This is a genomic window from Bradyrhizobium sp. MI1.11, from assembly GCF_055811255.1.
Genome location: NZ_JBVVPM010000008.1, coordinates 118,160 through 142,265, shown reverse-complemented (window position 1 = coordinate 142,265; position 24,106 = coordinate 118,160). Strand labels below are relative to the sequence as shown.

At 63.0% G+C, this 24,106-nt stretch carries 20 protein-coding genes; 11 read left to right on the top strand and 9 right to left on the bottom strand.

Features of this window, described 5'->3' with window-relative positions; all coding sequences use genetic code 11:
• Positions 1–50: 50 nt before the first annotated feature.
• Both AC0L30_RS11005 and AC0L30_RS11000 read left to right on the top strand, forming a co-directional pair.
• Positions 51–533 carry a (2Fe-2S)-binding protein gene (locus tag AC0L30_RS11005; RefSeq protein ID WP_007592457.1) on the top strand — a complete coding sequence of 161 codons (483 nt, stop codon included), beginning with the start codon at positions 51–53 and terminating at the stop codon, positions 531–533.
• Positions 533–4,063: a molybdopterin cofactor-binding domain-containing protein gene (locus AC0L30_RS11000; RefSeq protein ID WP_007592459.1), complete on the top strand. Its 3,531-nt coding sequence runs from the start codon at positions 533–535 to the stop codon at positions 4,061–4,063. The genes AC0L30_RS11005 and AC0L30_RS11000 overlap by 1 nt, the downstream gene beginning before the upstream one ends.
• Here the strand turns inward: AC0L30_RS11000 and AC0L30_RS10995 are convergent.
• Positions 4,060–5,028 (bottom strand): catechol 2,3-dioxygenase, encoded by a 969-nt coding sequence (locus tag AC0L30_RS10995; protein ID WP_007592461.1) that lies wholly within the window; start codon positions 5,026–5,028, stop codon positions 4,060–4,062. The two genes, AC0L30_RS11000 and AC0L30_RS10995, sit on opposite strands and share 4 nt — an antisense overlap.
• Positions 5,029–5,466: 438 nt before the next feature.
• On the opposite strand from AC0L30_RS10995, the gene AC0L30_RS10990 reads away from it, so the two are divergent.
• The 3 genes from AC0L30_RS10990 to AC0L30_RS10980 all read left to right on the top strand — a co-directional run bounded on the left by AC0L30_RS10990 (position 5,467) and on the right by AC0L30_RS10980 (position 9,030).
• Entirely contained in the window at positions 5,467–7,206 is a 1,740-nt protein-coding gene (locus tag AC0L30_RS10990) for an ATP-binding protein (protein WP_007592463.1), read from the top strand.
• 103 nt (positions 7,207–7,309) lie between these two features.
• On the top strand, positions 7,310–7,888 hold the full coding sequence (locus AC0L30_RS10985; protein ID WP_007592464.1) for a peroxidase-related enzyme: 579 nt from the start codon (positions 7,310–7,312) through the stop codon (positions 7,886–7,888).
• Between the two features lie 200 nt (positions 7,889–8,088).
• Positions 8,089–9,030 carry a hypothetical protein gene (locus tag AC0L30_RS10980; protein WP_035992893.1) on the top strand — a complete coding sequence of 314 codons (942 nt, stop codon included), beginning with the start codon at positions 8,089–8,091 and terminating at the stop codon, positions 9,028–9,030.
• 17 nt (positions 9,031–9,047) lie between these two features.
• On the opposite strand, the gene AC0L30_RS10975 is transcribed toward AC0L30_RS10980, so the two are convergent.
• Together AC0L30_RS10975 and AC0L30_RS10970 are read right to left on the bottom strand one after the other, a co-directional pair.
• Positions 9,048–9,191, bottom strand: coding sequence for a hypothetical protein (locus AC0L30_RS10975; RefSeq protein ID WP_007592467.1), 144 nt, complete (start codon positions 9,189–9,191; stop codon positions 9,048–9,050).
• Between the two features lie 150 nt (positions 9,192–9,341).
• A complete protein-coding gene (locus AC0L30_RS10970; RefSeq protein ID WP_007592469.1) occupies positions 9,342–9,965 on the bottom strand; it encodes a ParB-like protein in 624 nt (207 codons plus the stop codon).
• A gap of 269 nt (positions 9,966–10,234) precedes the next feature.
• On the opposite strand from AC0L30_RS10970, the gene AC0L30_RS10965 reads away from it, so the two are divergent.
• The 6 genes from AC0L30_RS10965 (at position 10,235) to AC0L30_RS10940 (ending at position 15,112) form a co-directional block, all read left to right on the top strand.
• Positions 10,235–10,576, top strand: coding sequence for a hypothetical protein (locus AC0L30_RS10965; RefSeq protein WP_007592473.1), 342 nt, complete (start codon positions 10,235–10,237; stop codon positions 10,574–10,576).
• Positions 10,577–10,823: 247 nt separating this feature from the next.
• A complete protein-coding gene (locus AC0L30_RS10960) occupies positions 10,824–11,111 on the top strand; it encodes an acyl carrier protein (protein ID WP_007592476.1) in 288 nt (95 codons plus the stop codon).
• Between the two features lie 10 nt (positions 11,112–11,121).
• The gene (locus AC0L30_RS10955) at positions 11,122–11,592 is read left to right on the top strand and encodes a 3-hydroxyacyl-ACP dehydratase FabZ family protein (RefSeq protein WP_007592477.1); all 471 of its coding nucleotides are present in this window, start codon (positions 11,122–11,124) and stop codon (positions 11,590–11,592) included.
• Positions 11,589–12,794, top strand: coding sequence for a beta-ketoacyl-ACP synthase (locus AC0L30_RS10950; RefSeq protein WP_007592478.1), 1,206 nt, complete (start codon positions 11,589–11,591; stop codon positions 12,792–12,794). The genes AC0L30_RS10955 and AC0L30_RS10950 overlap by 4 nt, the downstream gene beginning before the upstream one ends.
• A gap of 99 nt (positions 12,795–12,893) precedes the next feature.
• Positions 12,894–14,171, top strand: coding sequence for a beta-ketoacyl-ACP synthase (locus tag AC0L30_RS10945; protein WP_007592479.1), 1,278 nt, complete (start codon positions 12,894–12,896; stop codon positions 14,169–14,171).
• 8 nt (positions 14,172–14,179) lie between these two features.
• On the top strand, positions 14,180–15,112 hold the full coding sequence (locus AC0L30_RS10940) for a lipid A biosynthesis lauroyl acyltransferase (RefSeq protein ID WP_007592481.1): 933 nt from the start codon (positions 14,180–14,182) through the stop codon (positions 15,110–15,112).
• Positions 15,113–15,353: 241 nt separating this feature from the next.
• On the opposite strand, the gene AC0L30_RS10935 is transcribed toward AC0L30_RS10940, so the two are convergent.
• The 6 genes from AC0L30_RS10935 to AC0L30_RS10910 all read right to left on the bottom strand — a co-directional run bounded on the left by AC0L30_RS10935 (position 15,354) and on the right by AC0L30_RS10910 (position 23,990).
• Complete coding sequence (locus tag AC0L30_RS10935; protein WP_007592482.1) at positions 15,354–17,486, bottom strand: DNA/RNA non-specific endonuclease; 2,133 nt, start codon at positions 17,484–17,486, stop codon at positions 15,354–15,356.
• Positions 17,487–17,566: 80 nt separating this feature from the next.
• The gene (locus AC0L30_RS10930) at positions 17,567–18,547 is read right to left on the bottom strand and encodes a hypothetical protein (RefSeq protein ID WP_473365617.1); all 981 of its coding nucleotides are present in this window, start codon (positions 18,545–18,547) and stop codon (positions 17,567–17,569) included.
• A 717-nt stretch (positions 18,548–19,264) separates the two neighbouring features.
• The gene (locus AC0L30_RS10925; RefSeq protein WP_007592484.1) at positions 19,265–20,371 is read right to left on the bottom strand and encodes a polyamine ABC transporter substrate-binding protein; all 1,107 of its coding nucleotides are present in this window, start codon (positions 20,369–20,371) and stop codon (positions 19,265–19,267) included.
• Positions 20,372–20,376: 5 nt separating this feature from the next.
• Complete coding sequence (locus AC0L30_RS10920) at positions 20,377–21,555, bottom strand: aminotransferase (protein ID WP_007592485.1); 1,179 nt, start codon at positions 21,553–21,555, stop codon at positions 20,377–20,379.
• 8 nt (positions 21,556–21,563) lie between these two features.
• Complete coding sequence (locus tag AC0L30_RS10915) at positions 21,564–21,890, bottom strand: rhodanese-like domain-containing protein (protein ID WP_007592491.1); 327 nt, start codon at positions 21,888–21,890, stop codon at positions 21,564–21,566.
• 171 nt (positions 21,891–22,061) lie between these two features.
• Entirely contained in the window at positions 22,062–23,990 is a 1,929-nt protein-coding gene (locus AC0L30_RS10910) for a potassium transporter Kup (RefSeq protein ID WP_007592493.1), read from the bottom strand.
• Positions 23,991–24,106: the final 116 nt, after the last annotated feature.

The window sequence follows — 24,106 nt, the reverse complement described above, 5'->3', positions numbered from 1 at the left end:
ATTCGCGAAGCTTTGGCCGCGGCGCTCAACGAGTCGACTTGGGAACGAGGATGACGCAGACACCGATCCGCCTCACCGTGAACGGCAGAATCCACGAGCTCACTGCGGCGCGAGACACGCCGCTGCTCTATGTGCTGCGCAACGATCTCGCGCTCAACGGTCCGAAATACGGTTGCGGCCTCGGTGAATGCGGCACCTGCACTGTCCTGATCGATGGCGCGGCGGCGCGCTCGTGCGTCATTCCGATCAGTGGCTGCGCCGGCCGCGACATCGTGACGCTCGAAGGGCTCGGTATCCGCGACAACCCGGATGTGGTGCAGCAGGCCTTCATCGACGAGCAGGCCGCGCAATGCGGCTATTGCCTCAATGGCATGATCATGACCACCAAGGCGCTGCTTGCGATCAACCCGCGGCCCACCGAGCAGGAGGCGCTGGCGGCGCTGCGCTACAATCTCTGTCGCTGCGGCACGCATATCGAAATTCTTCGCGCCGTGATGCGTGCGTCTGGCCAGCTCGCCGAGGCCGGTGATTGATGGCCTCCCCGCATCCGAACGGAGCTGAGCTGCAATCCGGCTCGCTCGTCGTCGTCCGCACGGTGGACGAGTGCACCTCCGAGACCTTCGTCCGCATTACCGCGGAGGGTTTGGTCAGCGCCTACAATGGTCATGTCGATCTCGGCACCGGCATCCGCACGGCGCTTGGCCAGATCGTGGCCGAGGAGTTGGATGTGTCCTTTGCCCGCGTCGTCGTCGTGCTCGGCGACACCGCAACGGTGCCGAACCAGGGCGCGACGATCGCGAGCGAGACCATCCAGATTACCGCCGTTCCCCTGCGCAAAGCCGCCGCGCAGGCGCGACACTTCCTGATCGCACGTGCGGCCGAGCACCTGGAGCTGCCGGCAGCCGATCTCAGGATCGAAGACGGCCTCGTGCGCGGGCACGACAATCGCAGCATCAGCTATGGCGAGTTGATCGGTGGAGAGACCATTCGTCTCGAGCTTGCCGACGACGTCGCCCTCAAGCCGGTGGGCGATTACGCCATTGTCGGCCAATCGATGCCCCGTGTCGACCTCCCGGCCAAGGCCACGGGCGAGCTGACCTTCGTGCACGACATCCGCGTATCCGGCATGCTGCACGGCCGCGTGGTGCGCCCGCCCTATGCCGGGGTCGACGCCGGCCCGTTCGTCGGCACCAGCCTGATTTCGGTCGACGAATCCTCGGTGCGCGACATTCCCGGCATCATGGCCGTCGTACGGATTGGCGATTTCGTCGGCGTCGTCGCGGAGCGCGAGGAGAACGCGATCCGCGCGGCGGAGCAGCTTGCGGTGAGCTGGCGACCGACGCCTGAACTGACCGATCTCGCCGACGTCGAGAACGCGCTGCGCGCCAATCCATCGACGCCGCGGACGCTGATCGACAAGGGCGACGTCGACGCTGCCATTGCCGGTGCGGCCAAACCGATGCAGCGCACTTACGTCTGGCCATATCAGATGCATGCCTCGATCGGCCCGTCTTGCGCGGTCGCCGACTTCCAGGACGGTAACATCCGTGTCTGGTCGGGCACGCAGAACCCGCACGTGCTGCGCGCAGACCTGTCGCTGCTGATCGAGCGTCCCGAGAGCGAGATCGAGGTCATCAGGTTGGAGGCCGCCGGCTGCTACGGCCGCAACTGCGCCGACGATGTCACCGCGGACGCGTTGTTGCTTTCGCGCGCGGTCGGCCGGCCCGTGCGCGTGCAGCTGACGCGCGAACAGGAGCACGCCTGGGAGCCCAAAGGCGCCGCGCAGCTCATCGACGTCAATGGCGGCCTAGACGCGGCGGGCGACGTCGCCGCCTACGATCTCGCCACGCGCTATCCGTCGAATGCCGCCCCGACGTTGGCGCTGTTGCTGACGGGGCGGATATCGCCGAGGCCGGACGTCCTCCAGATGGGCGACCGCACCGCGATCCCGCCTTACGATTACGACCACATGCGCGTCGTCGCACACGACATGGCGCCGATCGTGCGTGCGTCCTGGTTTCGCGGCGTCTCGGCCCTGCCGAACACCTTTGCGCATGAATCCTATATCGACGAGGCCGCAACCGAGGCGGGCGTCGACCCGATCGAATATCGCCTGCGTTACCTGAAGGACCAGCGCGCCGTCGATCTCGTCCATGCGGTCGCCGAGCGGGCGGGCTGGACGCCGCGGCCGGTGCGCGAAGAGAAAGACGGCGAGATCGTGCATGGGCGCGGCTTTGCCTATGCGCTCTACGTCCACAGCAAATTCCCCGGCTACGGCGCGGCGTGGTCGGCCTGGGTCACCGACGTTGCCGTGAACAAGGCCACCGGCGACGTCAGCGTGACGCGCGTGGTCGCCGGGCAGGACTCCGGATTGATGATCAACCCGGACGGCGTGCGCCACCAGATCCACGGCAACGTCATCCAGTCCACCAGCCGCGCGCTGATGGAGGAGGTCTCGTTCGAGCGCGGCGCAGTCTCGGCGCGTGAATGGGGTGCCTATCCGATCATCCCCTTCCCTGACGTGCCCAAAATCGACGTGTTGTTGCTGCCGCGGCAGGACCAACCGCCGCTCGGCGTCGGCGAATCCGCCTCGGTCCCGAGTGCGGCCGCGATTGCGAACGCGATCTTCGATGCCACCGGCGTCCGATTTCGCGAGCCGCCGTTCACGCCTGAGCGTATCCTCAAGGGGCTGCACGGCGGCGCCCCGGCCACGCCGCAGGCGCTGCCAGCTCCCGCTACGCCACAGCCATCCCGCATCTGGGAAAATCCCTTCGCGAAACGCGCCGGCGTCTTCGCGACGATCGCGGCAGTCTGCACCGCGGCAATCGGCATCGGTGCGGCTCTTTTGCCGGGCCGGGCCATCGCGCCGATCACCCGACCCGATGCATCCGTCTATTCCGCCGCAACGATCGCGCGCGGGCAACAACTGGCCGCACTCGGCAATTGCGCGGAGTGCCACACCATGATCGGCGGTGCGCTCAACGCCGGTGGCCGCGCCCTGGGGACGCCGTTCGGCACGATCTACGCGACCAACATCACGCCAGATATCGAGACCGGAATCGGCGCCTGGTCCTATCCCGCGTTCGAGCGCGCGATGCGCGACGGGCTGCATCGCGACGGACGGCAGCTCTATCCCGCCTTCCCCTACACGCACTTTTCGAAGACTGGCGATGCCGACATGCAGGCGCTCTATGCCTATCTGATGGCGCAACCAGCAGTGCGCTCGACGCAGCCTACGAATACGCTCGCCTTCCCGTTCAATCTCCGCCCGCTGCTCGCGGGCTGGAATGCGCTGTTCCACCAGACGCGGGAGTTCAAGCCTGATCCCGCCAAATCCGAGGTCTGGAATCGCGGCGCTTATCTCGTCGAGGGCCTCGGCCATTGCAGCGGCTGCCATTCGCCGCGCAACGCACTCGGCGCCGAGCAGCGTGGCGCTTATCTCGCCGGCGGCTTTGCCGAAGGCTGGGAGGCGCCGCCGCTGACCTCGCTCTCGCATGCGCCGATCCCATGGAGCGAGGACGAGCTCTTCGCCTATTTGCGCACCGGCCACTCGCGATATCATGGCGTCGCCGCCGGACCGATGGCGCCGATCGTCAGGGATCTCGCGGCCCTGCCCGACCAGGACATCCGCGCCATGGCCGTCTATCTCAACTCGTTCAGTGACGCCGCGACCGACGGGAAAGCCCAGGATGCGATTGCTCTAAAGCTCGAAGCTTCAACGCAAGTCACGATGGCGTCCTCAGCCGGCGCGCGACTCTATCAGGGCGCCTGCGCCGTCTGCCACGAGGTCGGCGGCCTGCCGCTGTTCGGCAGCCGCCCCTCGCTCGCGCTCAACAGCAATCTGCACAGCGCGACATCGGACAATCTCGTTCAAATCATCCTGCACGGCATCGCCGAGCCGGTGTCGAGCGATCTCGGCTACATGCCGGCATTCAAGAACAGCATGAGCGACGCACAGGTCGAGGAACTCGTCACGTTCCTGCGCAAGCAGTTCGCACCGGACAGGCCAGCATGGACCGGCGTGCGCGAGACAGTCACGCGCCTCCGGACCTCAGCACATTAAGCGTGCTTCTTCACGTCCACCGGCGGCGTGCCGTGAGTATGGAACGACTCGATCGTCTTCAGGCCCCACGCCTGTCCCTTCTTGCGCTCCTCCTCGGTCCACACGATCGGCTTCCAGTCGGGCGCGAGGATGAGACGGGCGCCGGCATTGGCGACTTCGACGCGGTTTCCGCCGGGCTCGTAGACATAGAGGAAGAAGGTCTGCTGTATCGCGTGCTTATGCGGCCCGGTCTCGATGTGAATACCGTTCTCCAGGAAGATATCTGCGGCGCGCAAGATCTCCTCGCGGCTGTCGAGCGCGTAGGTGACGTGGTGGAAGCGGCCGGGCGTGCCGGAATGGTCGAGCGAATAGGCGAAATCGTAGCTCTTGTTCGACATCGTCAGCCACATCGCCGCTTCGCGGCCGTCGTTGAGCACGATCTGCTCGGTGAGCCGACAGCCGAGATAATTCTCGAAGAACTCGCGGTTCGCCTTGATGTCCACGGCGAGGCAATTGAGGTGGTCGAGGCGCCGGACGTTGACGCCACGCGCGGGAAAGCGCTGCGCCTGGTTTTTCAGTGCGGGCTTCAGCTCGGGTGGCGCCTGATACCATTCGGTCTCGTAATAGAGCTCGACGATGTGTCCATCGGGATCGCGGCAGCGGAAGGTCGGCCCCTGCCCCATATCGCCGTCGATCCAGCCGATGTCGAAGCCGGACCCTTTCAGCGCCGCAACGCGGCGCTCCAGCGCCTGCTGGCTGCGCGCACGCAACGCCATGTGCTCCATGCCTGACGTCTTCGACGCCGTCAGTTTGAGCGAATAGCGCTCGTAATCGTCCCAGCCGCGCAAATAGACCGACTCGCCCTTTTGTCCGCTGACGGTCATGCCCATGACGTCGACGAAGAATTTCAGGCTCTCGTCCGGCTTCGGCGTCAACAGCTCCATGTGGCCGAGATGAGCGAGATCGAGGATCGGTTCGGGCTGCATGGTGTCCTCCGAGGCGTGGCTTGCGATCCGCTGGACCGGATCCCGCGATCTGGCGCCGGCTGTAATCCGCTCACGCGCCGGCGGGCGGCACCGGGGTCGCCGGTTCATTTGTACTAATGTACAAATGATTAGGTCCCGTCAACAAATCAAACATCGCCCCCGAGCGAATGACGGGCCATCCAGGATGACAACTCGTCCCCCGAACGGCGGACCGACTGCCTGAATGGTAAAATCTTCCTTAAGCACTCCCAGGCCCGCCGGCCGGAAAAAAGCAGCATTTTACGGCCGTTTCTGCCCGCAAGTATGTATTGGGAACAAACCTCGCACCCGAATTGTCGCGGATTTAACGAAGCGCCGGCGCCTGCCGTTTAACCGTTTGTCCAGCGGCGGCCGTGCATAGTCCGGGGCAACCCGTTGCTCTTGCCAGGTTCATTCATTGTGACATCCTTTGGACGCGTGATTTCAGTTCGCGGGTCGCTCGCCCGGGTCGGGCTGCTGGCTGAAAGCCGGATGCCGGTCTCGGAAGTTCGGGCCACTGTCGGCCGCTTCGTCAGCATCCGCTGCGCCAGCTCGGTCATCGTCGCCATGATCACCGAGGTGTCCTGCGAGAACCTCTCGAGCAACGACAATTTGATCGCCATCGCCTCGGTCGACCTGCTGGGCGAAATCCTCAACGCGACCGGCAAGGCCAAATTCCAGCGCGGCGTCACCAACTATCCGACCATCGGCGATTCGGTCGATCTGATCACGAGCCAGGAGCTGCGCACGATCTACGCGCCCACCGGTTCCGACCAGATCAATGTCGGCTTCCTCCAGCAGGACAGCTCCGTCGTCGCCTATGTCGACATCGAGGAAATGCTCTCCAAGCACTTTGCGGTGCTGGGATCGACCGGTGTCGGCAAATCGACCGGCGTGTCGCTGTTGCTCAACGAGATCCTCAAGGCACGCCCGAACCTGCGCATCTTCCTGCTCGATGTGCACAACGAATATGGCCGCTGCTTCGGCGACCGCGCGCTGGTGCTCAACCCGCGCAATCTGAAACTGCCGTTCTGGCTGTTCAATTTCGAGGAAATCGTCGACGTGCTGTTCGGCGGCCGCGCCGGCGTGCCTGAAGAGCTCGACGTCCTCGCAGAAGTCATTCCGCTCGCCAAGGGCGTCTACACCCAATACCAGAACGCCGACCGCATCGGCTTGAAGCGCATCGATCCCAAGCAGATCGGCTACACCGTCGATACGCCGGTGCCCTATCGCCTGGTCGATCTGATGTCGCTGATCGACGAGCGCATGGGCAAGCTCGAGAACCGCTCCTCGCGCATCATCTATCACAAGCTGATCTCCCGCATCGAGGCGGTCCGCAACGACCCGCGCTACGCCTTCATGTTCGACAACGCCAATGTCGGCGGTGACACCATGGCCGAGGTGATCAGTCATCTGTTCCGCCTGCCGGCCAACGGCAAGCCGATGACGGTGATGCAGCTCGCCGGCTTCCCGGCCGAGGTCATCGATTCCGTCGTCTCGGTGCTCTGCCGCATGGCCTTTGACTTCGGCCTGTGGAGCGACGGCGTTTCGCCGATGCTGTTCGTCTGCGAAGAGGCTCACCGCTACGCCTCCGCCGATCGCAATGTCGGCTTCGGGCCGACCCGCAAGGCGGTGTCGCGCATCGCCAAGGAAGGCCGCAAATACGGCGTCTATCTCGGCCTCATCACCCAGCGTCCGGCCGAGCTCGACGCCACCATCATCTCCCAGTGCAACACGCTGTTCACGATGCGTCTTGCCAACGAGCGCGACCAGGCGCTGCTGCGCGCCGCGGTGTCGGATGCAGCCGCGAACCTGCTTTCGTTCGTGCCCTCGCTCGGTACCCGCGAAGTGCTGGCGTTCGGCGAAGGTGTCGCACTGCCGACGCGGCTGCGCTTCAAGGAGGTACCGCCGCATCAATTGCCGCGCGGCGAAGCCACCATCAGCAGCGTGCCGTCCGTCACCTCCGGTCACGACATGCATTTCGTCGGCGCCGTGCTCGAGCGCTGGCGCGGTGCCACCTCGCAGCGCGACGTGCCGAACGATCCGGTGTTCTCGGCGCCGCCCGCGAAGACGCTCTCCAACGTCGAAGCCCCGATGCTGCAACCGTCGATGGGGTTGGATCCGGACCGCTTCTCGCTGCTGAAGAAGCCGCTGCGGTAAAGCAACACTCGTTTTCCAGCTCCGGCATTGCCAGCCCGGCGTCACGTTGAGCATGGCACCGGCATCGACTATGGTTGCCGGCCCCAAGCCGGAATCCATGCCCATGACAAAGCCCGCGCAACGCTTCCCCGCTCCCGCCCTCGATGCGCTCCCTGACGACATCCGCACACGTCTCCTCGCCGTGCAGGAGAAGAGCGGCTTCGTGCCGAACGTGTTCTTGACGCTGGCCTACCGCCCGGACGAGTTCCGCGCCTTCTTCGCCTACCATGACGCGCTGATGGAGAAGGACGGCGGCCTTACCAAAGCCGAACGCGAGATGATCGTGGTCGCGACCTCGGCGGCCAATCAGTGCCAGTATTGCGTGATCGCGCATGGCGCGATCCTGCGTATCCGCGCCAAGAACCCGCTGATCGCGGACCAGATCGCCACGAACTACCGCAAGGCCGACATCACGCCGCGGCAAAAGGCGATGCTCGACTTCGCGATGAAGGTCTCGGCCGATGCGCAGCGGATTTCCGAGGACGATTTCACCGCGCTCGCGCCGCATGGCTTCAGCGACGACGACATCTGGGACATCGCCGCAATCTCAGCCTTCTTCGCACTGTCGAACCGGCTGGCGAATTTCACCGGTATGCGGCCGAATGACGAATTCTATCTGATGGGACGGCTGCCGAAGAAATGACCGACTGCCGCGAACGCGGTAAGGACCGGGTCGCCGACAAACGCAGTGGATGAGCTCCCGTTTGACGGGAACTCTGTGTTTTCGCAATCGCATACGTTTTATTAAGAATCTCACCCTCAACTAGCACAAACGCTTTGGCACAACTTGCGTAGTTTCCGTCACCGGAGACGTGGATGAGTCGTGCCTGTTGGGGGCTTCTCATGAACGTGCGGGCATTTGTTGTCGCGACCTGTATCGGCACGGCATTCTTCGCGGTCGGATACGCCTGGAACTATCAGCCGGAGATCATCAACGCGAACGAGATATGGAGCATGTTCGAATCGGAGCATGGCAAGGCACGGGCTGCCGTCTTACGCGTCCTCATTGCGCCGAATTCAGCTCACTTCAACGGCCTGCGAACGGTCGATGCAGACAAGGCAAGATACGTATGCGGCTCCGTAAAGGCGATGGATAAGGAGAGGCAGTATGTCGAGGCCGCGTTCGTTTACACCGTCGCGATCGATTTTGCCCGTATCGACGACGACGGCCGGATGACGTCGCAGCGCTCTGCTTACAGGCCCTGCCCAGACGCGGCCGACGACAAAATTGCCGACCAGAACACGCTGATATCCCCCGGCGCGCTGTCGATGATCAAGACCGTCGAAAAAATCATCCCCAAGTCCAGCGGCGGAACGATGGAACAACAGCTTGGCCAGCTGGCCGGACAGACAGCGGCGGTCGCGCCAGGTTCGGCGGTCCCGCGGAGATCGGCCGGCTCATCGGGTTCGGCAGGCTCAGCAGGGGCAGGATGGGCGCCAGCAGCCCAGCATTCGAGTTCGGGCGTGGAGGCACGACAAGCAGATGAACTGACGTGGCGTGTCGACCAGCCGCCGAACGCATGGCCGAATTTCCCGTCGGACCATCCGCTGGCGAAATCGACCCAGAAGCGGACGAGCGCCGAGGCCCTGGCTTTCGCGAAAGATATCGAGGGTCGATGGGAGGACGCCAAATCATCCGGCGTTCCGGCCAAGCGTCCTTCGCCTGAGGAGATCAAGGAAGCATGCCGCGCGCTTCTTACGATCGATCCCACGGACAAGGATTATCCGCGGGCCTGGGCCGCCTTTGTGCGGCTGCGCAAAATCGATCGCGACGCTGCTGGTTGAACCGGCGTGAATCTGTCCTAGCGGTTCGCCATCAACTCGAGCGCCGGGGCAAAGCGCTCTGAAAACGTCAATGTCTTGGCATGGTGAACTGCCGCGAACGATGCCGATATCCCGGCTGAAGCGACCACGAGCAGGGCAACGGCGAAAACCAGACGGCGCATTTCGGCCTCCTATGAGAGCTCGACAATCCCAACAGATGGCACGGTTTTGTTTCAGCACGGCTTCGCGCGGACGGAAGATGGTTTCGCTCAAGAGGCTGTGATCAGATCAGGTTTGCGCAGCTGCATGCCGTACTGCTGCGAGCGTTGCGTCTAATCATCCTCCGCTGGCCCACACCAGCCGGGCAGATAGATCGCATCCTTGCTCTTGGCTGAGGACATCGCCTTCTCAAGTGCCTTGTCGAAATTGGCATCCACAGCCTTGCGCGACAGCTTTCGCCGCAGAAAGTCGGCCCACAGGAATTCGGAGAACGGCGTGGTGTCCTTGGCGAAGCCGCCCATGCGGCGCAGCTCGCCGGCAAGGCTCCGGAAGGGATCATCCTTGAGATCGACGACGGATTTGGGCAAATCGCGGAACGGTCGCCGTTCACCCTTGGCGTCGTAGGGATAGACCCAGCGCTTGTTGTCCATGACGCCCCAGAAAGCTTCGCGCTCGACCATCCTGAGGTCGCCGACGATGGTGACCAGCACCTCCTTGACGCCCTCGTCGTGCAGCGCGCGACCGAGATGATGATGGTCGATCACGTAATAGCGCTCGTCGGGGCCGTGCACGACGGGGATCATATGCTTGCCGAGCAGATCGGCCTGCTTCTTCTTGTCGTGCTCGCGCCAGCGCTTGCGCTTCTCCTTGACCTCGCGCATTCCGACCGTCATCTGCGTCGGCCGCAGCGACAGGATCGACACCGGATGCACTCTCGGTTCGCGCGTATTGGTCATGGTCGAAAGGCCTTTAACATGGTTGCAACTGCGTGGTCAGGTTCCCTGGACTATGCCATGGGCATCGCGCCGGCAAATGCATTCGGTTCGGTGGGATTATTGCATCGCACCCTCTGCATGCCGGAACGACCACGGTTCCACGATCCTTCGTTCGCAGCCCTGCAGGATAGTGCGGACGCGCAATGCACGTGCGCGTTGAGAAGATTTTCTGCAACGCGTTCACCACGTATGCTATCTAAAAATCGCTGCTTCGGAGTGATCCCTGCACCATGACAACCCAGCGGCCCATAAGCTCGGATGACGAGCACCGGGTGCTCCAGTTCAGGCCGCGCACCTCGCCTTCCCCGACGGGCTACCGCGGCAACGGTAGCGTGCAGCAATTGCGCGTCGCGCCCGAGCCGCTCGACCTGTCGCGCTACGAGCAGCCCCGCACTGAACCGGACGATTTCCGCCATCGCATGCTCGCCAACATCGCGGCGCTGGCCTTCACCATCGCACTGACCGCGATCGGGATATGGCTCGCGGTGAGCATCGCCGACCTGCGTCGGACCCAGGATTGCGTGCTGATGGGCCGCCGCGACTGCGTGAAGATCACGACGCCGCACATCTAGGCAAGGCGTCTGGCGAGCAAGACGTCTGGCGAGGCCCGCCGGCGGTACTTCGGCGGAAACGGCTCAGCCGGGCATCCCTGCCCTGTCCCCACACCCGCCGGCTCCATTGAACTCAGGGCGGCGCTCCGATATACGGGCTTTCGACCCGGCCAGAGGGGGGTTGAGGGCGTCATCGGGGCGCGATGCCCACCCACCGTTCCACTCTGGACAATCTGACAAATATCTGCAAAATATCAAAGGCTTAGTGATGTCCTCCACATTCGATCAGGTCGCTACGATCATCGCTGAAACCTGCGACATCCCGCGCGACACGATCACGCCGGATAGCCATGCCATCGATGACCTCGGCATCGACAGCCTCGATTTCCTGGACATCGCGTTCGCGATCGACAAGCAGTTCGGTATCAAGCTGCCGCTGGAAAAGTGGACCCAGGAGGTCAACGACGGCAAAGCGACCACCGAGCAGTACTTCGTGCTGAAAAACCTGTGTGCCCGCATCGACGAACTGGTTGCGGCCAAGGGCGCGAGCGCCTAAGCGCGCGGTCATGCAACTCGAATACTTTCACATGATAGATCGCGTCGTCGACCTCAACGTCGACGCGAAGACGATTGTCGTCGAGGCTCAGGTCCCGATGGAAAGCACCATCTTCGAGGGGCACTTCCCGGGCTATCCCCTGATGCCCGGCGTGCTCCTGATCGAATCGATGGCGCAGGCCTCGGGCTGGCTTCAGCTTGGCGTGCTCAAATTCGAGCGCATGCCGATCCTGGCTGCCGTCAAGGAGGCCAAGGTCCGCGGCTCGGTCTTCCCCGGCGATCTCATGAGCATCGAGGCGAGCCTGACCCATCAGGGCTCGGGCTACGCCGTGACCGAAGCCAAGATCAAGGTCGGCGGCAAGCTGCGCGCGAATTCGACGCTGACCTTCACGCAGATTCCCTTCCCCCATGCGGATATGCGCGCCCACATGGACGCGGTCGCCAAACGCGTCGGCTTTCCGCAACAGGCCGTATCGCCATGACCGAGACTGCTTCGAAGCCCGCCCAGACGGAAGTCTGGATCACCGGCATTGGCCTCGCCACCTCGCTCGGCGAGGGCCTGGACGCCAACTGGGCCGCGCTTCAGGAGAAGCGCATCAATGTCGACGAGAAGGGCTTTGCGCCCTACATCGTGCACCCCCTGATGCCTGTTACCTTCGACAGCCAGATTCCGAAGAAGGGCGACCAGCGCCAGATGGAAGCCTGGCAGCGCATCGGCACCTATGCGGCCGGGCTTGCGCTCGACTCCGCCGGGATCAAGGGCAACAAGGACATTCTGTCGAAGATCGACATGGTGGTCGCCGCCGGCGGCGGCGAGCGCGATCTCAACGTCGACACCGGCGTGCTTACGGCCGAGGCCAAGGGCGCCAACGCGCCCGGCTTCCTCAACGAGCGGCTGATGAGCGATCTCCGGCCGACGCTTTTCCTGGCCCAGCTCTCCAACCTGCTCGCCGGCAACATCGCCATCGTGCACGGCATTGGCGGCACCTCACGCACCTTCATGGGTGAAGAGGTTGCCGGCGCCGATGCCGCCCGCATTGCATTGTCGCGGATCGCCTCCGGCGAGAGCGACATCGCGCTGATCGGCGGCTCGCACAATGGCGAGCGCAAGGACCTCATGGTCCTCTACGAATTCGGCGACTTCAATCTGAAGGACAAGTTCGCCCCCGTGTGGGCGCGCAAGGATCACGCCGGCTTCGCGCTCGGCTCCGCTGGCGCGTTCCTGGTGCTGGAGTCGAAGGCGCATGCGGAAGCGCGCGGCGCAAAGCCATTCGCAAAGCTGTCGAGCGTCGTTGCCGACCTTGCCCGGCGCAAGACCCCCGGCGACATGGCCGCGACGCTGGAGAAGCTTTGGGCAAAGTTGCCGAAGCGCGACGGCAAGGGCGCGATCATATCGGGTGCGACCGGCGCTGAGCCGGCGACATCGGAAGAGCGCGGCTTCCTGAAGGGCCACGCCGAGTTCCCGGTGCGCTCGACCGGCACGATGTTCGGCCACACCATGGAGACGCAATTCCCGCTCGGCATCGCGCTCGCCGCGCTGTCGATCTCGCGCGGCGCCCTGTTTCCGCCGAACGATTCCACGGGCACCGAGATTGAAATGCAGGGAGCGCCCACCCAGATTGTGGTGGTGGGGGCCGGACACTGGCGCGGCGAAGGCATGGCGCTGGTCGAGGCAGTAAGCTAAAGCGCGTTGCGCTTTGGCAGGTTATTGTTTGGGCATGATCTTCTCGAAAAACCGCGTCACGCTTTTTCGGATCTTGCTCCAGCTCAAGCGGGGATCGACATGACTGCACCACGCGACAAACTCGGGCGTCCCGTCGTCGTCGTCACCGGCATGGGCATCATGACCTCGCTCGGCAACGGCAAGACCGACAATTGGGCGAAGCTCGTCGCCGGCGAATCCGGCATCCGCACCATCACGCGCTTTCCGGTCGACGGCCTGAAAACCACGATGGCCGGCACGGTGGATTTCGTCAGCGTCGATCCGTTCTCCTCCACCGCCCTGTCCGAGCGGATGGCCGAACTGGTGACGCAGGAGGCGCTGGACCAGGCCGGCATCGGCGCCAAGGCGGATTTCCCGGGTCCTCTCTTCCTTGCGGTCGCACCTGTCGAAGTCGAATGGCCGCAGCGCCGCGAGCTCGGCCGCGCCGTCGGTAAGCTCGACTTCAACTACGACGATCTGCTGCGCATCTCCGGCGGCGGCAAGTACAGCGCCTATCACCACCGCTTCATGTTCGGTTCGGTCGCGGCCTACCTCGCCGAGACCTTCGGCACTAAGGGCTCGCCGATCTCGTTGTCGACGGCCTGCGCTTCGGGCGCGACCTCGATCCAACTCGGCGTCGAGGCGATCCGCCGCGGCGAAACCGATGCCGCGCTGTGCGTGGCGACCGACGGCACCGTGAATCCGGAGGCGCTCGTGCGCTTCTCGCTGCTCTCGGCGCTGTCGACCCAGAACGACCCGCCGCAGGCGGCCTCCCGTCCCTTCTCCAAGAACCGCGACGGTTTTGTCATGGCCGAAGGCGCCGGTGCGCTGGTGCTCGAAAGCTATGAAGCCGCCACCGCGCGCGGCGCAAAAATCCTCGGCGTGATCGCCGGCTGCGGCGAGCTCACCGATTCCTTCCATCGCACCCGCTCCTCGCCCGACGGCAAGCCGATCATCGGCTGCATGAACAAGACGCTGGCCGATGCCGGCATGACGCCGGACCAGATCGACCACATCAACGCGCACGGCACCGCGACGCCCGAGAACGACAAGATGGAGTACAATACGACATCGGCCGTGTTCGGCGAGCTCGTCTCGAAGATTCCGGTCACCTCCAACAAGTCGATGGTCGGCCACACCATCTCGGCCGCCGGCGCGGTCGAGGCGATCTTCTCGCTGCTCACGCTGGAGCATCAGCGCATCCCGCCGACGATCAACTACGACAATCCGGATCCCACGATCCTGTTCGACGTCGTCGGCAATAAGGCACGCGATGCCCGCGTCACCGCGGTGATGTCGAACTCGTTCGGCTTCGGCGGCCAGAACGCCTCGCTGATCCTGACCCGCGAACCGGCCTGACCGGACGCATGGCGCTGCTTCCTGCGAGGACGAAGGCGCGCGCGCGGCAGACGGCCAAATCGATCGGTGGAGGCCTGATCGGGGCTGCCACCGTCGGCATGTTGCGCACCACGCGTTACTTCGATCCGGCCAAGACCTCGGACTTTTTCGCACGCGTCACCAGGCTGATCGGGCCGCGCCTTCGCGAGCACCGCATCGGCCGCGCCAATCTCACCGCCGCCTTTCCGGACAAGTCGCCCGAGGAAATCGAATCCATCCTGATGGGCGTCTGGGACAATCTCGGCCGCGTCGGCGCCGAATTCGCCCACATGGACCACGTCTGGGATTATGACCGCGATCATCCCGACAACAGCCGGATCGAACTGCCCGACCGCAGCATCGAGCTGTTCGACCGCATCCGCGACGACGGCAAGCCGGCGCTGATCTTCGCCGCGCATCTGGCCAATTGGGAATTGCCGGCGCTCGCCGCCGTCGCACACGGGCTCGATGCGGCGATCCTCTACCGCCGCCCGAACATCGCCTCCGCCGACCGCATCATCCAGGAGATGCGCCAGGTCAACATGGGCACACTGATCCCCGCGGGGCGCGACGCGCCGCTGCGGCTCGCGCAGGCGCTCAAAGACGGCAAGCACGTCGCGATGCTGATCGACCAATATCTGACCGGCGGCGTCGAGGTCACCTTCTTCGGCCGCAAGACCCGCGCCAATCCAATGCTGGCGCGCCTGTTGCGCCAGGTCGAATGCCCGATCCACGGCGTCCGCGTCATCCGCCTGCCCGGCGGCCGCTTCACCGCCGAGATCACCGAAGAGGTCCAGCCGGTGCGCGACGCCGACGGCAAGATCGACATCCAGGGCACGACCCAGGCGATCACGAGCGTGGTGGAAGGCTGGGTGCGCGAGCATCCCGAGCAGTGGCTGTGGCTGCACCGAAGGTGGCGGTAGGCGCTCGATCGTCTTTCCGGGACGATGCGAAAGCATCGAACCCGGAATCGCGAGATTCCGGGTCTGGTGCTGACGCACCATCCCGGATGACGGAGAACTCACCGCTCCGGCAGTTCCGCGCCGACTTCGGCCTGAACGACGCGATCCCAGGCTGCGATACAGATCGGACTTGCGCGTTCTTCATCGGCGGCGAGACGTTGAGCCAGGTCGTGCCGGGCCGCAGCCGCGCAGTCGGTCGCAATCAGGCTCCGGCTTGTGCCTTGGCATCGGCGGCCAGAAGTCTTTCATCAAAAGTGACACCTGCAAGCTCGGCAATTTCGGCAAGTGGCCGCTGATACCGAGCATACTGACCGGGGGCAAACTCGATGCCGAAATCGTCGACCACGTTCTTCTGACTAAGAAGGAAGCCGTAGGTTAAGAGCCGCGATCGGCTTCCAGCGTCCTTGGCGGCCACCGCCACAACCTTCCAGAACAGAACAGGGTAAGCGATCGGTCCTGAGCCGAAGTCCGCCGTTGGATCATCGGCGGCGAGGATCGGCCCAGCGATGATGCAAGCCCTCGTATCATCGTGCTGCAGGCTCTTTTGAATATAGGCCTCGAAGCCGCCCCACAGGCCCTTGATGCCGCCGTACGCCGACCCGGGGGACTCACGATTGAAAGCCTGGTGCTGTGGCGTGCAATTCGTCCAATGAAAGGTGTCCGAGTTCGAGAACTCGAGTTCTTTTGCGGTTTCGCCCCAGGCGCTATCCTCGCGGCGAACGATATGTCCACGATCGATCTGCCCGGCAGGCTTATAGAAATCTGGATCGGCAATTTGGAATTTGTTGGGTATCCGCGGATCGGCGACCCAGCGGTCGGTTCCGAAAAATGCCCGACCATTTTGTTTTCGAAGATCGGGATTGTAGTCCACATTTGCGGCCGACCACATCTGGAGCCTACGAGCTTTATTCATCGCAAGGCTATAGTGGTGATATTTGAGAATTAGGATTTCACCATTTTCCTTGTACATCTCGCCAGACCGCGCGGCCACGATTCCTGGAACGGGTACGACCACGTCAGTACCCAAGAATGCTTCTTGATAACCCTCGCGATCCTCATAGTTCGGATCGAACCGCAACGTCTTTTCGAGGGCGGCGACAGCGGACTCCGCACCCGGCTGTGGCGGAGCCGTTTGCTCCGCATAAACATGGATGGTGACAGGGCCACTAAAATTCATGTTTGTACCGGACATGCTTCTCTCCTCAAATGCCACTCTTTGGGTTAGTAATTGGTTGTTTTCCGAGCCGCCAGAGCTTGCCGCAAAGAGACTGGTAGGAGCGGCTCCCCTCAGCATTTGACTGACATCATCGGCGGGGTCCGTCGTGCCCGCGAGCAGATCGCTTAGGATTTTCGCCTGTTTGGCATTGGTCAATTTGACCTTGCCCAACGCCTGGACGATTGAGCTGATGCGGATACCCTCGTTGGCGACCCAATGAACCTTGTCTTCACCCATATCTTCGGTCCAGACGGAGCCATCGGTTGCGACGATGTCATCGCCCCGCATTTCAGGTATCCCGGCGTGGTGAAGGGCAACCAGTTCCCACGCCTCACTGAAGGCCGGCGATCCTGATGATCCCTCCAAAGTATCGGTCTCGTAATGTAGGAAGCCTTCATCGAGAACGTCGAGCAGCCGGTTGTTCATGATGGCATATTGCTTGCCACCGCCGTCAGGATACTGGATCACCTCAATGGGGTAGCCCTTGAGGACTTTGGACGTTGCCTCCGAGAGCGGGATTGCTCCGAGGCTCTCGATCGGCTCACCCGTATTCGCGATGGGGCTAACCCCGACCAAGGCAAAATCAAGATGATTGTCACAGACAAAGAAGCTGCTGGCATCGATCGCAAACGTCACACCCACCTTGAGACCATGCTCGTCGAACTCGTGCAAGAAATTGGCGCCAGTACCGTGAGACGAGGCTGCATCTGGAAACACGTGACAGTTCGTCAAAAGCAGCCTCGGCGAGACCAGAAACCCCGACGCAAACCCCTCCGGTTGGACCCTTGGATCGACAGAGCTGACGATGCGAGCGACGGGTCGCCCAACCTTGCGGGCCGCCTCGCTCGGTGCCATTGAAATCAAGTCGAGTGTCGGACCAATTTTTCGCTCGATGAAGATTGGAAGTCGGCCTCGTTCGCGGAGATTGGCGGCATGCGCCAGAAGGTCTTGCCGTACGGCAAACCTCGCCTGCCGCATCGGACTGTCCGCCGTGCCCGGCCCCGAACGCGCGATCGTAGCGGCATCGGACGTTCGGCTCTGTGTGCGGGCTTGCCAGCGTTTGGCGGCAGTGCGCACGACTTCTAATCTGCGGTCGCGGGCTCTATCGATTTCAGACATGTCGCCTCCGAAGACAGGTTAGATGTCGCAAGTTTCATTTATGCGACAATCAGAGCGAATGAACCGTAGTGCGCGCTGGATTACCGTGCCGAGACCAAGTTGATATTGCTCGATTTCGGCAAGTCTTCCTTGAGGGTGGCCAAGACGATCGCCGTCGCGGCGGGATCAAGCACCTGAAGCGATCGGTCTTCATCAAGAGCGCCGAGCTGCGGTCGCGGTATGAAAAAGTCTTCACCGTTGAAATTGACTTGTACGGCCGCGACCGGTGGTCCGGGGTTGCCGCGCCTGACGACAAACAAGTTCACCAGATGATGGTGTCCGTCCGGGCCTCCGAGAAGGACCTTCGGCTCATAACCTTGTGCCGAGTAGTTCTGCGCAGCGATGAGTTCGCCCAAGAAATATAGAATGCCTTCTGCCGACCGCATGTAGGTGGATTTGAATTCATAACCCAACAGTCGGTATGTTCTCAGCAAAATCTGAAACTGGTTCATCGAGCAGAATTCACGTGCCGAGTTGACAAATTCGTAGCGTCCCTTCGAGAGGCGGGGCGGCGGACAATTGAATTCGGAATGGTCCTGTAGATATTCATCTTCCGCAATTTGACGGCATATTTCCATGGTGCGCGGATCGGACTCGCGGCATTTGAGGTCCTTCATGCTGCGAGCCTTGGTATATTCTGCAGGTGTCAATTCAACCCGCTGAAAAAGGATGCGCTGAACGACTTCTTCGGGCCACTTCTCTGAATTGAAGTAATCAACGATCTTGCGGCTCAATGGCTGATGCATCGTGCTCGCAAACTGCACATGGTTCAGATTGTTCATCTGGAACGACGTGAACCCTCCTCCATAGGACACGGTAGGATTCAAAGAGTAGCCTGTGAGGGCACTCGGGCTTAAATTGAAAGTACCGTTGGTGCTGCCTGAGAACACCGGACTGGCGGAGACATCGCCGAGCCCCACGAACGACATAGGCGCGCGCTGGCTCGCACGAACGGCATTCAACAGGATTTGCCTATTGTTGGAGTCCCAGATGGCCGCGTCGTAAGCATCGGCCTTGTTCACGAGCTCGGCTCGGGTACAAGCCCCACACAACACGGACAAGAAAACGGATGACAGCACAAATGCACACTTAAACAAAGCAGCCCCCAAACTCCCGACGTTAAATTCATCCCGCGATTGAAAGCTCGTACTGTTTCACCTCGGCCAGGCGCCGTCTAGCCTAGGTTGAGCTTTTTCAACGAGCCGGTGGGGGCCATGAGACGGTAATTCGGTATTGACGTCGGAGCACGCAAGCTCCTTTGCACAAACTTCTCCTTCGTTGGACGGGGGTTTGCGTATGCGCAAACAGCGGCGCATGACCCCTGGGCTTCGCCGAGACAGCAGTGCGGTCGAGCTTGCCGCGAACACGAAGGTTTATGATCCGTGCTTGTGTTCCAGTGGCAAGGAATTCAAGAAGTTGCTGCGAACGATTGATCGACCTGACGGCTACGCGTCCAACGCGTCACTTATCTAAGCCCGATGGCCACGATGCAATTTGCCGCTGTTTTGCCAACGAGGCAAATGAGCGGAGCCTGTGACGTCACGCGCGTTCGGCCTCCATCGCGCTTCATTTCGCGCCCGCACGCGCGCTGCTTCGGGTCATTGCGCCGGCGCGTCGATTAAGCCAAGCCGCACTACGGCTTGGGCACTGCCAGCGGCGCGCCAGTCGCGATTCTACTGTGATGGGGTTGTTTTGCAGAAAATGACTTGCCGGGTTAATCCCAGCACGACCGCGGCGTCTCACCTTCCCGTCTTCACCCTGGTCCAGAGCCGATTGATAACCCGCTGGGTCGCCGGATCACGCGCCGTGATCACGAACAGCTTTGCGAGCGTCGCCTCGTCCGGATAGATGTTCCTGTCGTTCAGGATCTTCGGGTCGACCAGCTTCTGGCTGGCGAGGTTGCCGTTGGCGTAGGACAGAAAGTCCGTATTCTTGGCGGCCACGTCCGGACGGTAGAGATAGTTGATCAGCTCGTAGGCCTCCCTAACGTTCCTGGCGTCCGCGGGGATTGCGAGATTGTCGAAGAACATCTGCGCGCCCTCCTTCGGGATGGCGTAGCCGATCTCGATGCCGCTTTTGGCTTCGGCAGCGCGGGCGCGGGCCTGCATGATGTCGCCGGACCAGCCGACCACCAAGCAGATCTCGCCGGTGGCGAGCGCGCTGAGATATTCGGACGAGTGGAATTTGCGCACGGAGGGCCGCACCTTGGCGACGACATCGGCGGCCTTCTCGAGGTCGGCCTGCTTGGTCGAGTTCGGATCGAGCCCGAGCCAGCTCAGCGCCGCCGGAAAAATGTCGTCGGCGGAATCGAGCATGTGGACGCCGCAGTCTTTGAATTTTGCGAGGTTCTCCGGCTTGAACACGATGTCCCAGCTGTCGATCTTCGCATCCGCTCCGAGAATCTGCTTCAGTTTTGCGACGTTGTAGCCGATGCCCGTCGTGCCCCACATGTAATTGGCGGCGTAGACATTGCCGGGGTCGTAGATCGCGAGACGTTCGGTCACCACCGGCCAGGCATTGGCCAAGTTCGGCAGCTTCGACTTGTCGAGCTTCTGGAAGATGTTGGCCTTGATCTGGCGCTGGAGGAAATAGGCGGTGGGCACCACGACGTCATAGCCGGATTTGCCGGCCATCAGGCGCGTCTCCAGGGTCTCGTTGGCATCAAAAGTGTCGTAGACCACCTTGATGCCGGTCTCCTTGGTGAAGGCCTCGAGAATGTCGGGCGCCACGTAGTTCGACCAATTGTAGAAGTTGACGACCCGCTCCTCGGCCCTTGCGGGGGCGGAGAGCAACGTCAGCGCGGCGGCGATCGCGAGGCCAAAACCAAAGCGGCTGACGTTCGTCATCTCTCCTACCTCTTGCGCCCGCGCACCGCGTCCGACAGCCGCTCCAGCGCGGTGTCGAGCGTCTCGTCCTTCTTGGCAAAGCAGAAGCGCACCACCGAGGTCACAGGGTCCTGCTCGTAGAAGGCCGACACCGGAATTGCCGCGACCTTGTAGTCCTTCACGATCCGCCAGCAGAACTCGGTGTCGCTCTCGTTCAGCCCGAGCGGGGACAGGTCGACGGTGAGGAAGTAGGTGCCCTGCGACTTCAGCACCGGGAAGCCGAGGCTCTCCAGTCCCTTGGCGAGGCGGTCCCTGCTCCGCGCCAGGTCCTTGCGCATCGACAGGAAATACTCGTCCGGCTTGCCGAGCCCGTAAGCGACGGCGGCCTGGAGGTTCGGCGCGGTGGTGAAGGTCAGGAACTGGTGCACCTTGGCGGCAACGCGCAGCAGCGGCGGCGCGGCGCAGACGAAGCCGATCTTCCAGCCCGTCAGCGAGAAGATCTTGCCGGCAGAGCCGACCTTGATGGTGCGGTCGCGCATGCCGGGGATGGTGATCAGCGGGATGTGCTTGTGCTCGTCGAAAGTGACGTGCTCCCAGACCTCATCGCAGATCGCGATGACGTCGAACTCCTGGCAGTAGCGCGCCAGCAGTTCGAGGTCCTCGCGCGGAAACACCACTGCGGACGGATTCAGGGGGTTGTTGAAGAGCACCGCCTTGGTCTTTGAATTGAAGACGCTTTTCAGCATGTCCTCATTCAGCCGCCAATGCGGCGGCTCGAGCCGGACCAGGCGCGGAATGCCGCCGGCCTGGCGGATGATCGGCAGGTAGGAATCGTACACCGGCTGGAAGCACACCACCTCGTCACCGGGCTGGACGACGGCGAGGATGGCCGAAGTCAGGGCCTCGGTGCCGCCGGAGGTCACCATCACCTCGCTCATCGGATCGAGCTCGAGGCCGTGCCAGTGGCCGTAATGGGTCGCGATCGCCTGGCGCAGCTCCGGCAGGCCCATCATCGACGGGTACTGGTTGTAGCCGTTCAGCGAAGCCTCGGCCGCGGCGCGGCGGATGTCCTCGGGGCCGGGATCATCAGGGAAGCCCTGGCCGAGATTGATCGCGGCGTTGTCGCGCGCGGCCTGCGACATCGCCTCGAAGATGGTGACCGGAAGGTCCGCGAAGACCTTGTTGAGGGACGAGCTCTTGGACATCGGCGGGGTCAGCCGCCGACCTTGCTGGGAAGACCCGCCGCCTTCCAGCCGAGCATGCCGCCGGCCAGATGCTTGTCGTACGGCAGCCCTGCCGCCTGCGCCGCCAGCGAGGCCGTCACCGAACGCTTGCCCGAACGGCAGGCGAACACGACCTCCTTACCCTCGGGATCGGGGATCGCCTTGGGATCGAAGGTCGAGAGCGGCACGACCACGCCGAAAGGATAGGCTTCGGCCTCGACCTCGTTCGGCTCGCGCACGTCGACGAGGAGATAGCGGCCCTCCGCGACACCCTTGGAGACCTCGTCCGGGGTCAGATCCTGTACTTGATTTGCCACATCATCCTCCAACGTCGCGGGCCGCTGCCGGGGCGATCCCGGCGGCCGGCAACCTCGCCTCTCGGCCGGTGAAAATCAAGCGCTACAAAGGCTTGAGCTGCCTTGCGCAAGTTAAAGCTAAATCGCAGCGACTTGAAGTGCGACCTTCAAATGGAGGATCAGATCGTCGCTTCAGATGGTGACCTGGGTGCCGACCTCGACAACGCGGCCGGAGGGGATCTGGAAATAGTCGGTGGCGTCGTTGGCGGAACGGCTGAGCGAGATGAACAGCCGGTCCTGCCAGCGCGGCATGCCGGAATGGGCGGCCGGCTTGAGCGCCCGCCGCGACAGGAAGAAAGAGGTCGACATGATGTCGAACTGCCAGCCGAGCTTGCGGGCGATCGCCAGCGCCTTCGGCACATTGGGCGATTCCATGAAGCCGAACTTCAGCGTCACCTTGGAGAAGGTCGGCGAGATCTGCTCCAGCTTCACCCGCTCGGCCGGATCGATGCGCGGGGTCTGCGCGGTCTCGATGGTGAGAATGACGTTCTTCTCGTGCAGCACCTTGTAGTGCTTCAGACTATGCATCAGCGCCGTGGGCGCGCTGAGGGGATCGCTGGTCAGGAACACGGCGGTGCCGGGCACGCGCTGCGGCGGCCGCTTCTCCAGCATCGCCACGAGGTCGGCGAGCGGGAATTCGAGCTTGCGCGACTTCTCGAACAGCAGCCGGCTGCCGCGCCGCCACGTGTACATCAGGATGATCATGAGCGCGCCGAGCGCCAGCGGCACCCAGCCGCCCTCGAACACCTTGAGCAGATTGGCGGCCAGGAAGGTGAGGTCGAGAAACAGGAACGGCGCGATCAGGGCGGCAGCCGTGAACGGCGACCACCGCCATACCTTCCAGATCACCACGAAGCCCATCATCGCCGTGACGACCATGGTCCCGGTGACGGAGATGCCGTAGGCCGAGGCCAGTGCGCTGGAGGAGCGGAACAAGAGCACCAGCAGGACCACCGCGACCAGCAGGAGCTGGTTGATGCGCGGGATGAATATCTGGCCGGAATGGGCTTCAGACGTATGGCGAATTTCAAAGCGCGGCAACAGACCGAGCTGGATCGCCTGACGCGTCAGCGAATAGGCACCGGTGATGACCGCCTGGCTCGCGATGACAGTTGCGGCGGTCGCCAGCACGACCATGCAGCCGCGGAAAAAACCTTGCGGAAAGAGCTGGAAGAACGGGCTGACGATCGCCCCGGGATCGCCGAGCACGAGCGCACCCTGCCCCAGATAGTTCAGCGCCAGCGACGGCAGCACGATGAACAGCCAGGCGGTCTGGATCGGCCGCTTGCCGAAATGGCCGAGGTCGGCATAGAGCGCCTCCGCGCCCGTGACTGCCAGGAACACCGCGCCCAGCGTCACGAAGCCGATGATGCCGTGGTGGAGCATGAACGACACCGCGTAGAGCGGGTTCAGCGCCAACAGCACCTGCGGCTGCTGGATGATCGGGTGGATCGCCGCGATCGCGATCACAGCGAACCAGACGCACATGATCGGGCCGAAGAAGGCGGCGACGCGAGCGGTGCCGCGGGATTGCACAGCAAACAGACCGACCAGGATGATCACGGTCAGCGGCACGATGTAGGGCTCGAAGTGCAGGGTGATGTCCTTCATGCCCTCGATCGCCGACAGCACCGAGAGCGCCGGCGTGATCACGGCGTCGCCATAGAACAGGGCGCCGGAAATGATGCCGAGCAGGACGATGGTTGTTCCGCGGGTGCCAACTGCGCGCTGGGCCAGCGCCATCAGCGCCAACGTGCCGCCCTCGCCGTTGTTGTCGGCACGGAGCAGGATCACGACGTATTTGAGCGTCACCACGATGATGAGCGCCCACAGGATCAGGGAGAGCACGCCGAGCACGGCCGCCGGCGTCGGCACCCCCTCCGCGCCGGACGCCGCCATCACCGCCTCGCGGAACGCGTAGAGCGGGCTGGTGCCGATATCGCCATAGACGACGCCGATGCTGCCGAGTGTCAGCGCACCGAAACCGGCGGTGGTGTGGGCGTCGCCATGCCCATTGGCCGCCGCCGTTTCCGGGGCGGAAATCGCTACATCACTTGTCATGGGAGAGCCTGATGGCCTCTAAAAAATGCTTCACTGCACAACGGCGGGGAGCGCGGGGCTTATAGGCCTGCGCTACCGGCATAGCCTAGCCCGATTTTGGGGCTTAGGTATGCAAT

Bases quoted from the DNA above. Each gene is read 5' to 3' on its own strand.
- AC0L30_RS10970 (WP_007592469.1), bottom strand. From the start codon at position 9,965: ATGACCAATACGCGCGAACCGAGAGTGCATCCGGTGTCGATCCTGTCG.
- AC0L30_RS10980 (WP_035992893.1), top strand. From the start codon at position 8,089: ATGAACGTGCGGGCATTTGTTGTCGCGACCTGTATCGGCACGGCATTC.
- AC0L30_RS10965 (WP_007592473.1), top strand. From the start codon at position 10,235: ATGACAACCCAGCGGCCCATAAGCTCGGATGACGAGCACCGGGTGCTC.
- AC0L30_RS10945 (WP_007592479.1), top strand. From the start codon at position 12,894: ATGACTGCACCACGCGACAAACTCGGGCGTCCCGTCGTCGTCGTCACC.
- AC0L30_RS10995 (WP_007592461.1), bottom strand. From the start codon at position 5,028: ATGCAGCCCGAACCGATCCTCGATCTCGCTCATCTCGGCCACATGGAG.
- AC0L30_RS11005 (WP_007592457.1), top strand. From the start codon at position 51: ATGACGCAGACACCGATCCGCCTCACCGTGAACGGCAGAATCCACGAG.
- AC0L30_RS10910 (WP_007592493.1), bottom strand. From the start codon at position 23,990: ATGACAAGTGATGTAGCGATTTCCGCCCCGGAAACGGCGGCGGCCAAT.
- AC0L30_RS10940 (WP_007592481.1), top strand. From the start codon at position 14,180: ATGGCGCTGCTTCCTGCGAGGACGAAGGCGCGCGCGCGGCAGACGGCC.
- AC0L30_RS10975 (WP_007592467.1), bottom strand. From the start codon at position 9,191: ATGCGCCGTCTGGTTTTCGCCGTTGCCCTGCTCGTGGTCGCTTCAGCC.
- AC0L30_RS10925 (WP_007592484.1), bottom strand. From the start codon at position 20,371: ATGACGAACGTCAGCCGCTTTGGTTTTGGCCTCGCGATCGCCGCCGCG.
- AC0L30_RS10985 (WP_007592464.1), top strand. From the start codon at position 7,310: ATGACAAAGCCCGCGCAACGCTTCCCCGCTCCCGCCCTCGATGCGCTC.
- AC0L30_RS10935 (WP_007592482.1), bottom strand. From the start codon at position 17,486: ATGTCTGAAATCGATAGAGCCCGCGACCGCAGATTAGAAGTCGTGCGC.
- AC0L30_RS10955 (WP_007592477.1), top strand. From the start codon at position 11,122: ATGCAACTCGAATACTTTCACATGATAGATCGCGTCGTCGACCTCAAC.
- AC0L30_RS11000 (WP_007592459.1), top strand. From the start codon at position 533: ATGGCCTCCCCGCATCCGAACGGAGCTGAGCTGCAATCCGGCTCGCTC.
- AC0L30_RS10920 (WP_007592485.1), bottom strand. From the start codon at position 21,555: ATGTCCAAGAGCTCGTCCCTCAACAAGGTCTTCGCGGACCTTCCGGTC.
- AC0L30_RS10950 (WP_007592478.1), top strand. From the start codon at position 11,589: ATGACCGAGACTGCTTCGAAGCCCGCCCAGACGGAAGTCTGGATCACC.
- AC0L30_RS10960 (WP_007592476.1), top strand. From the start codon at position 10,824: ATGTCCTCCACATTCGATCAGGTCGCTACGATCATCGCTGAAACCTGC.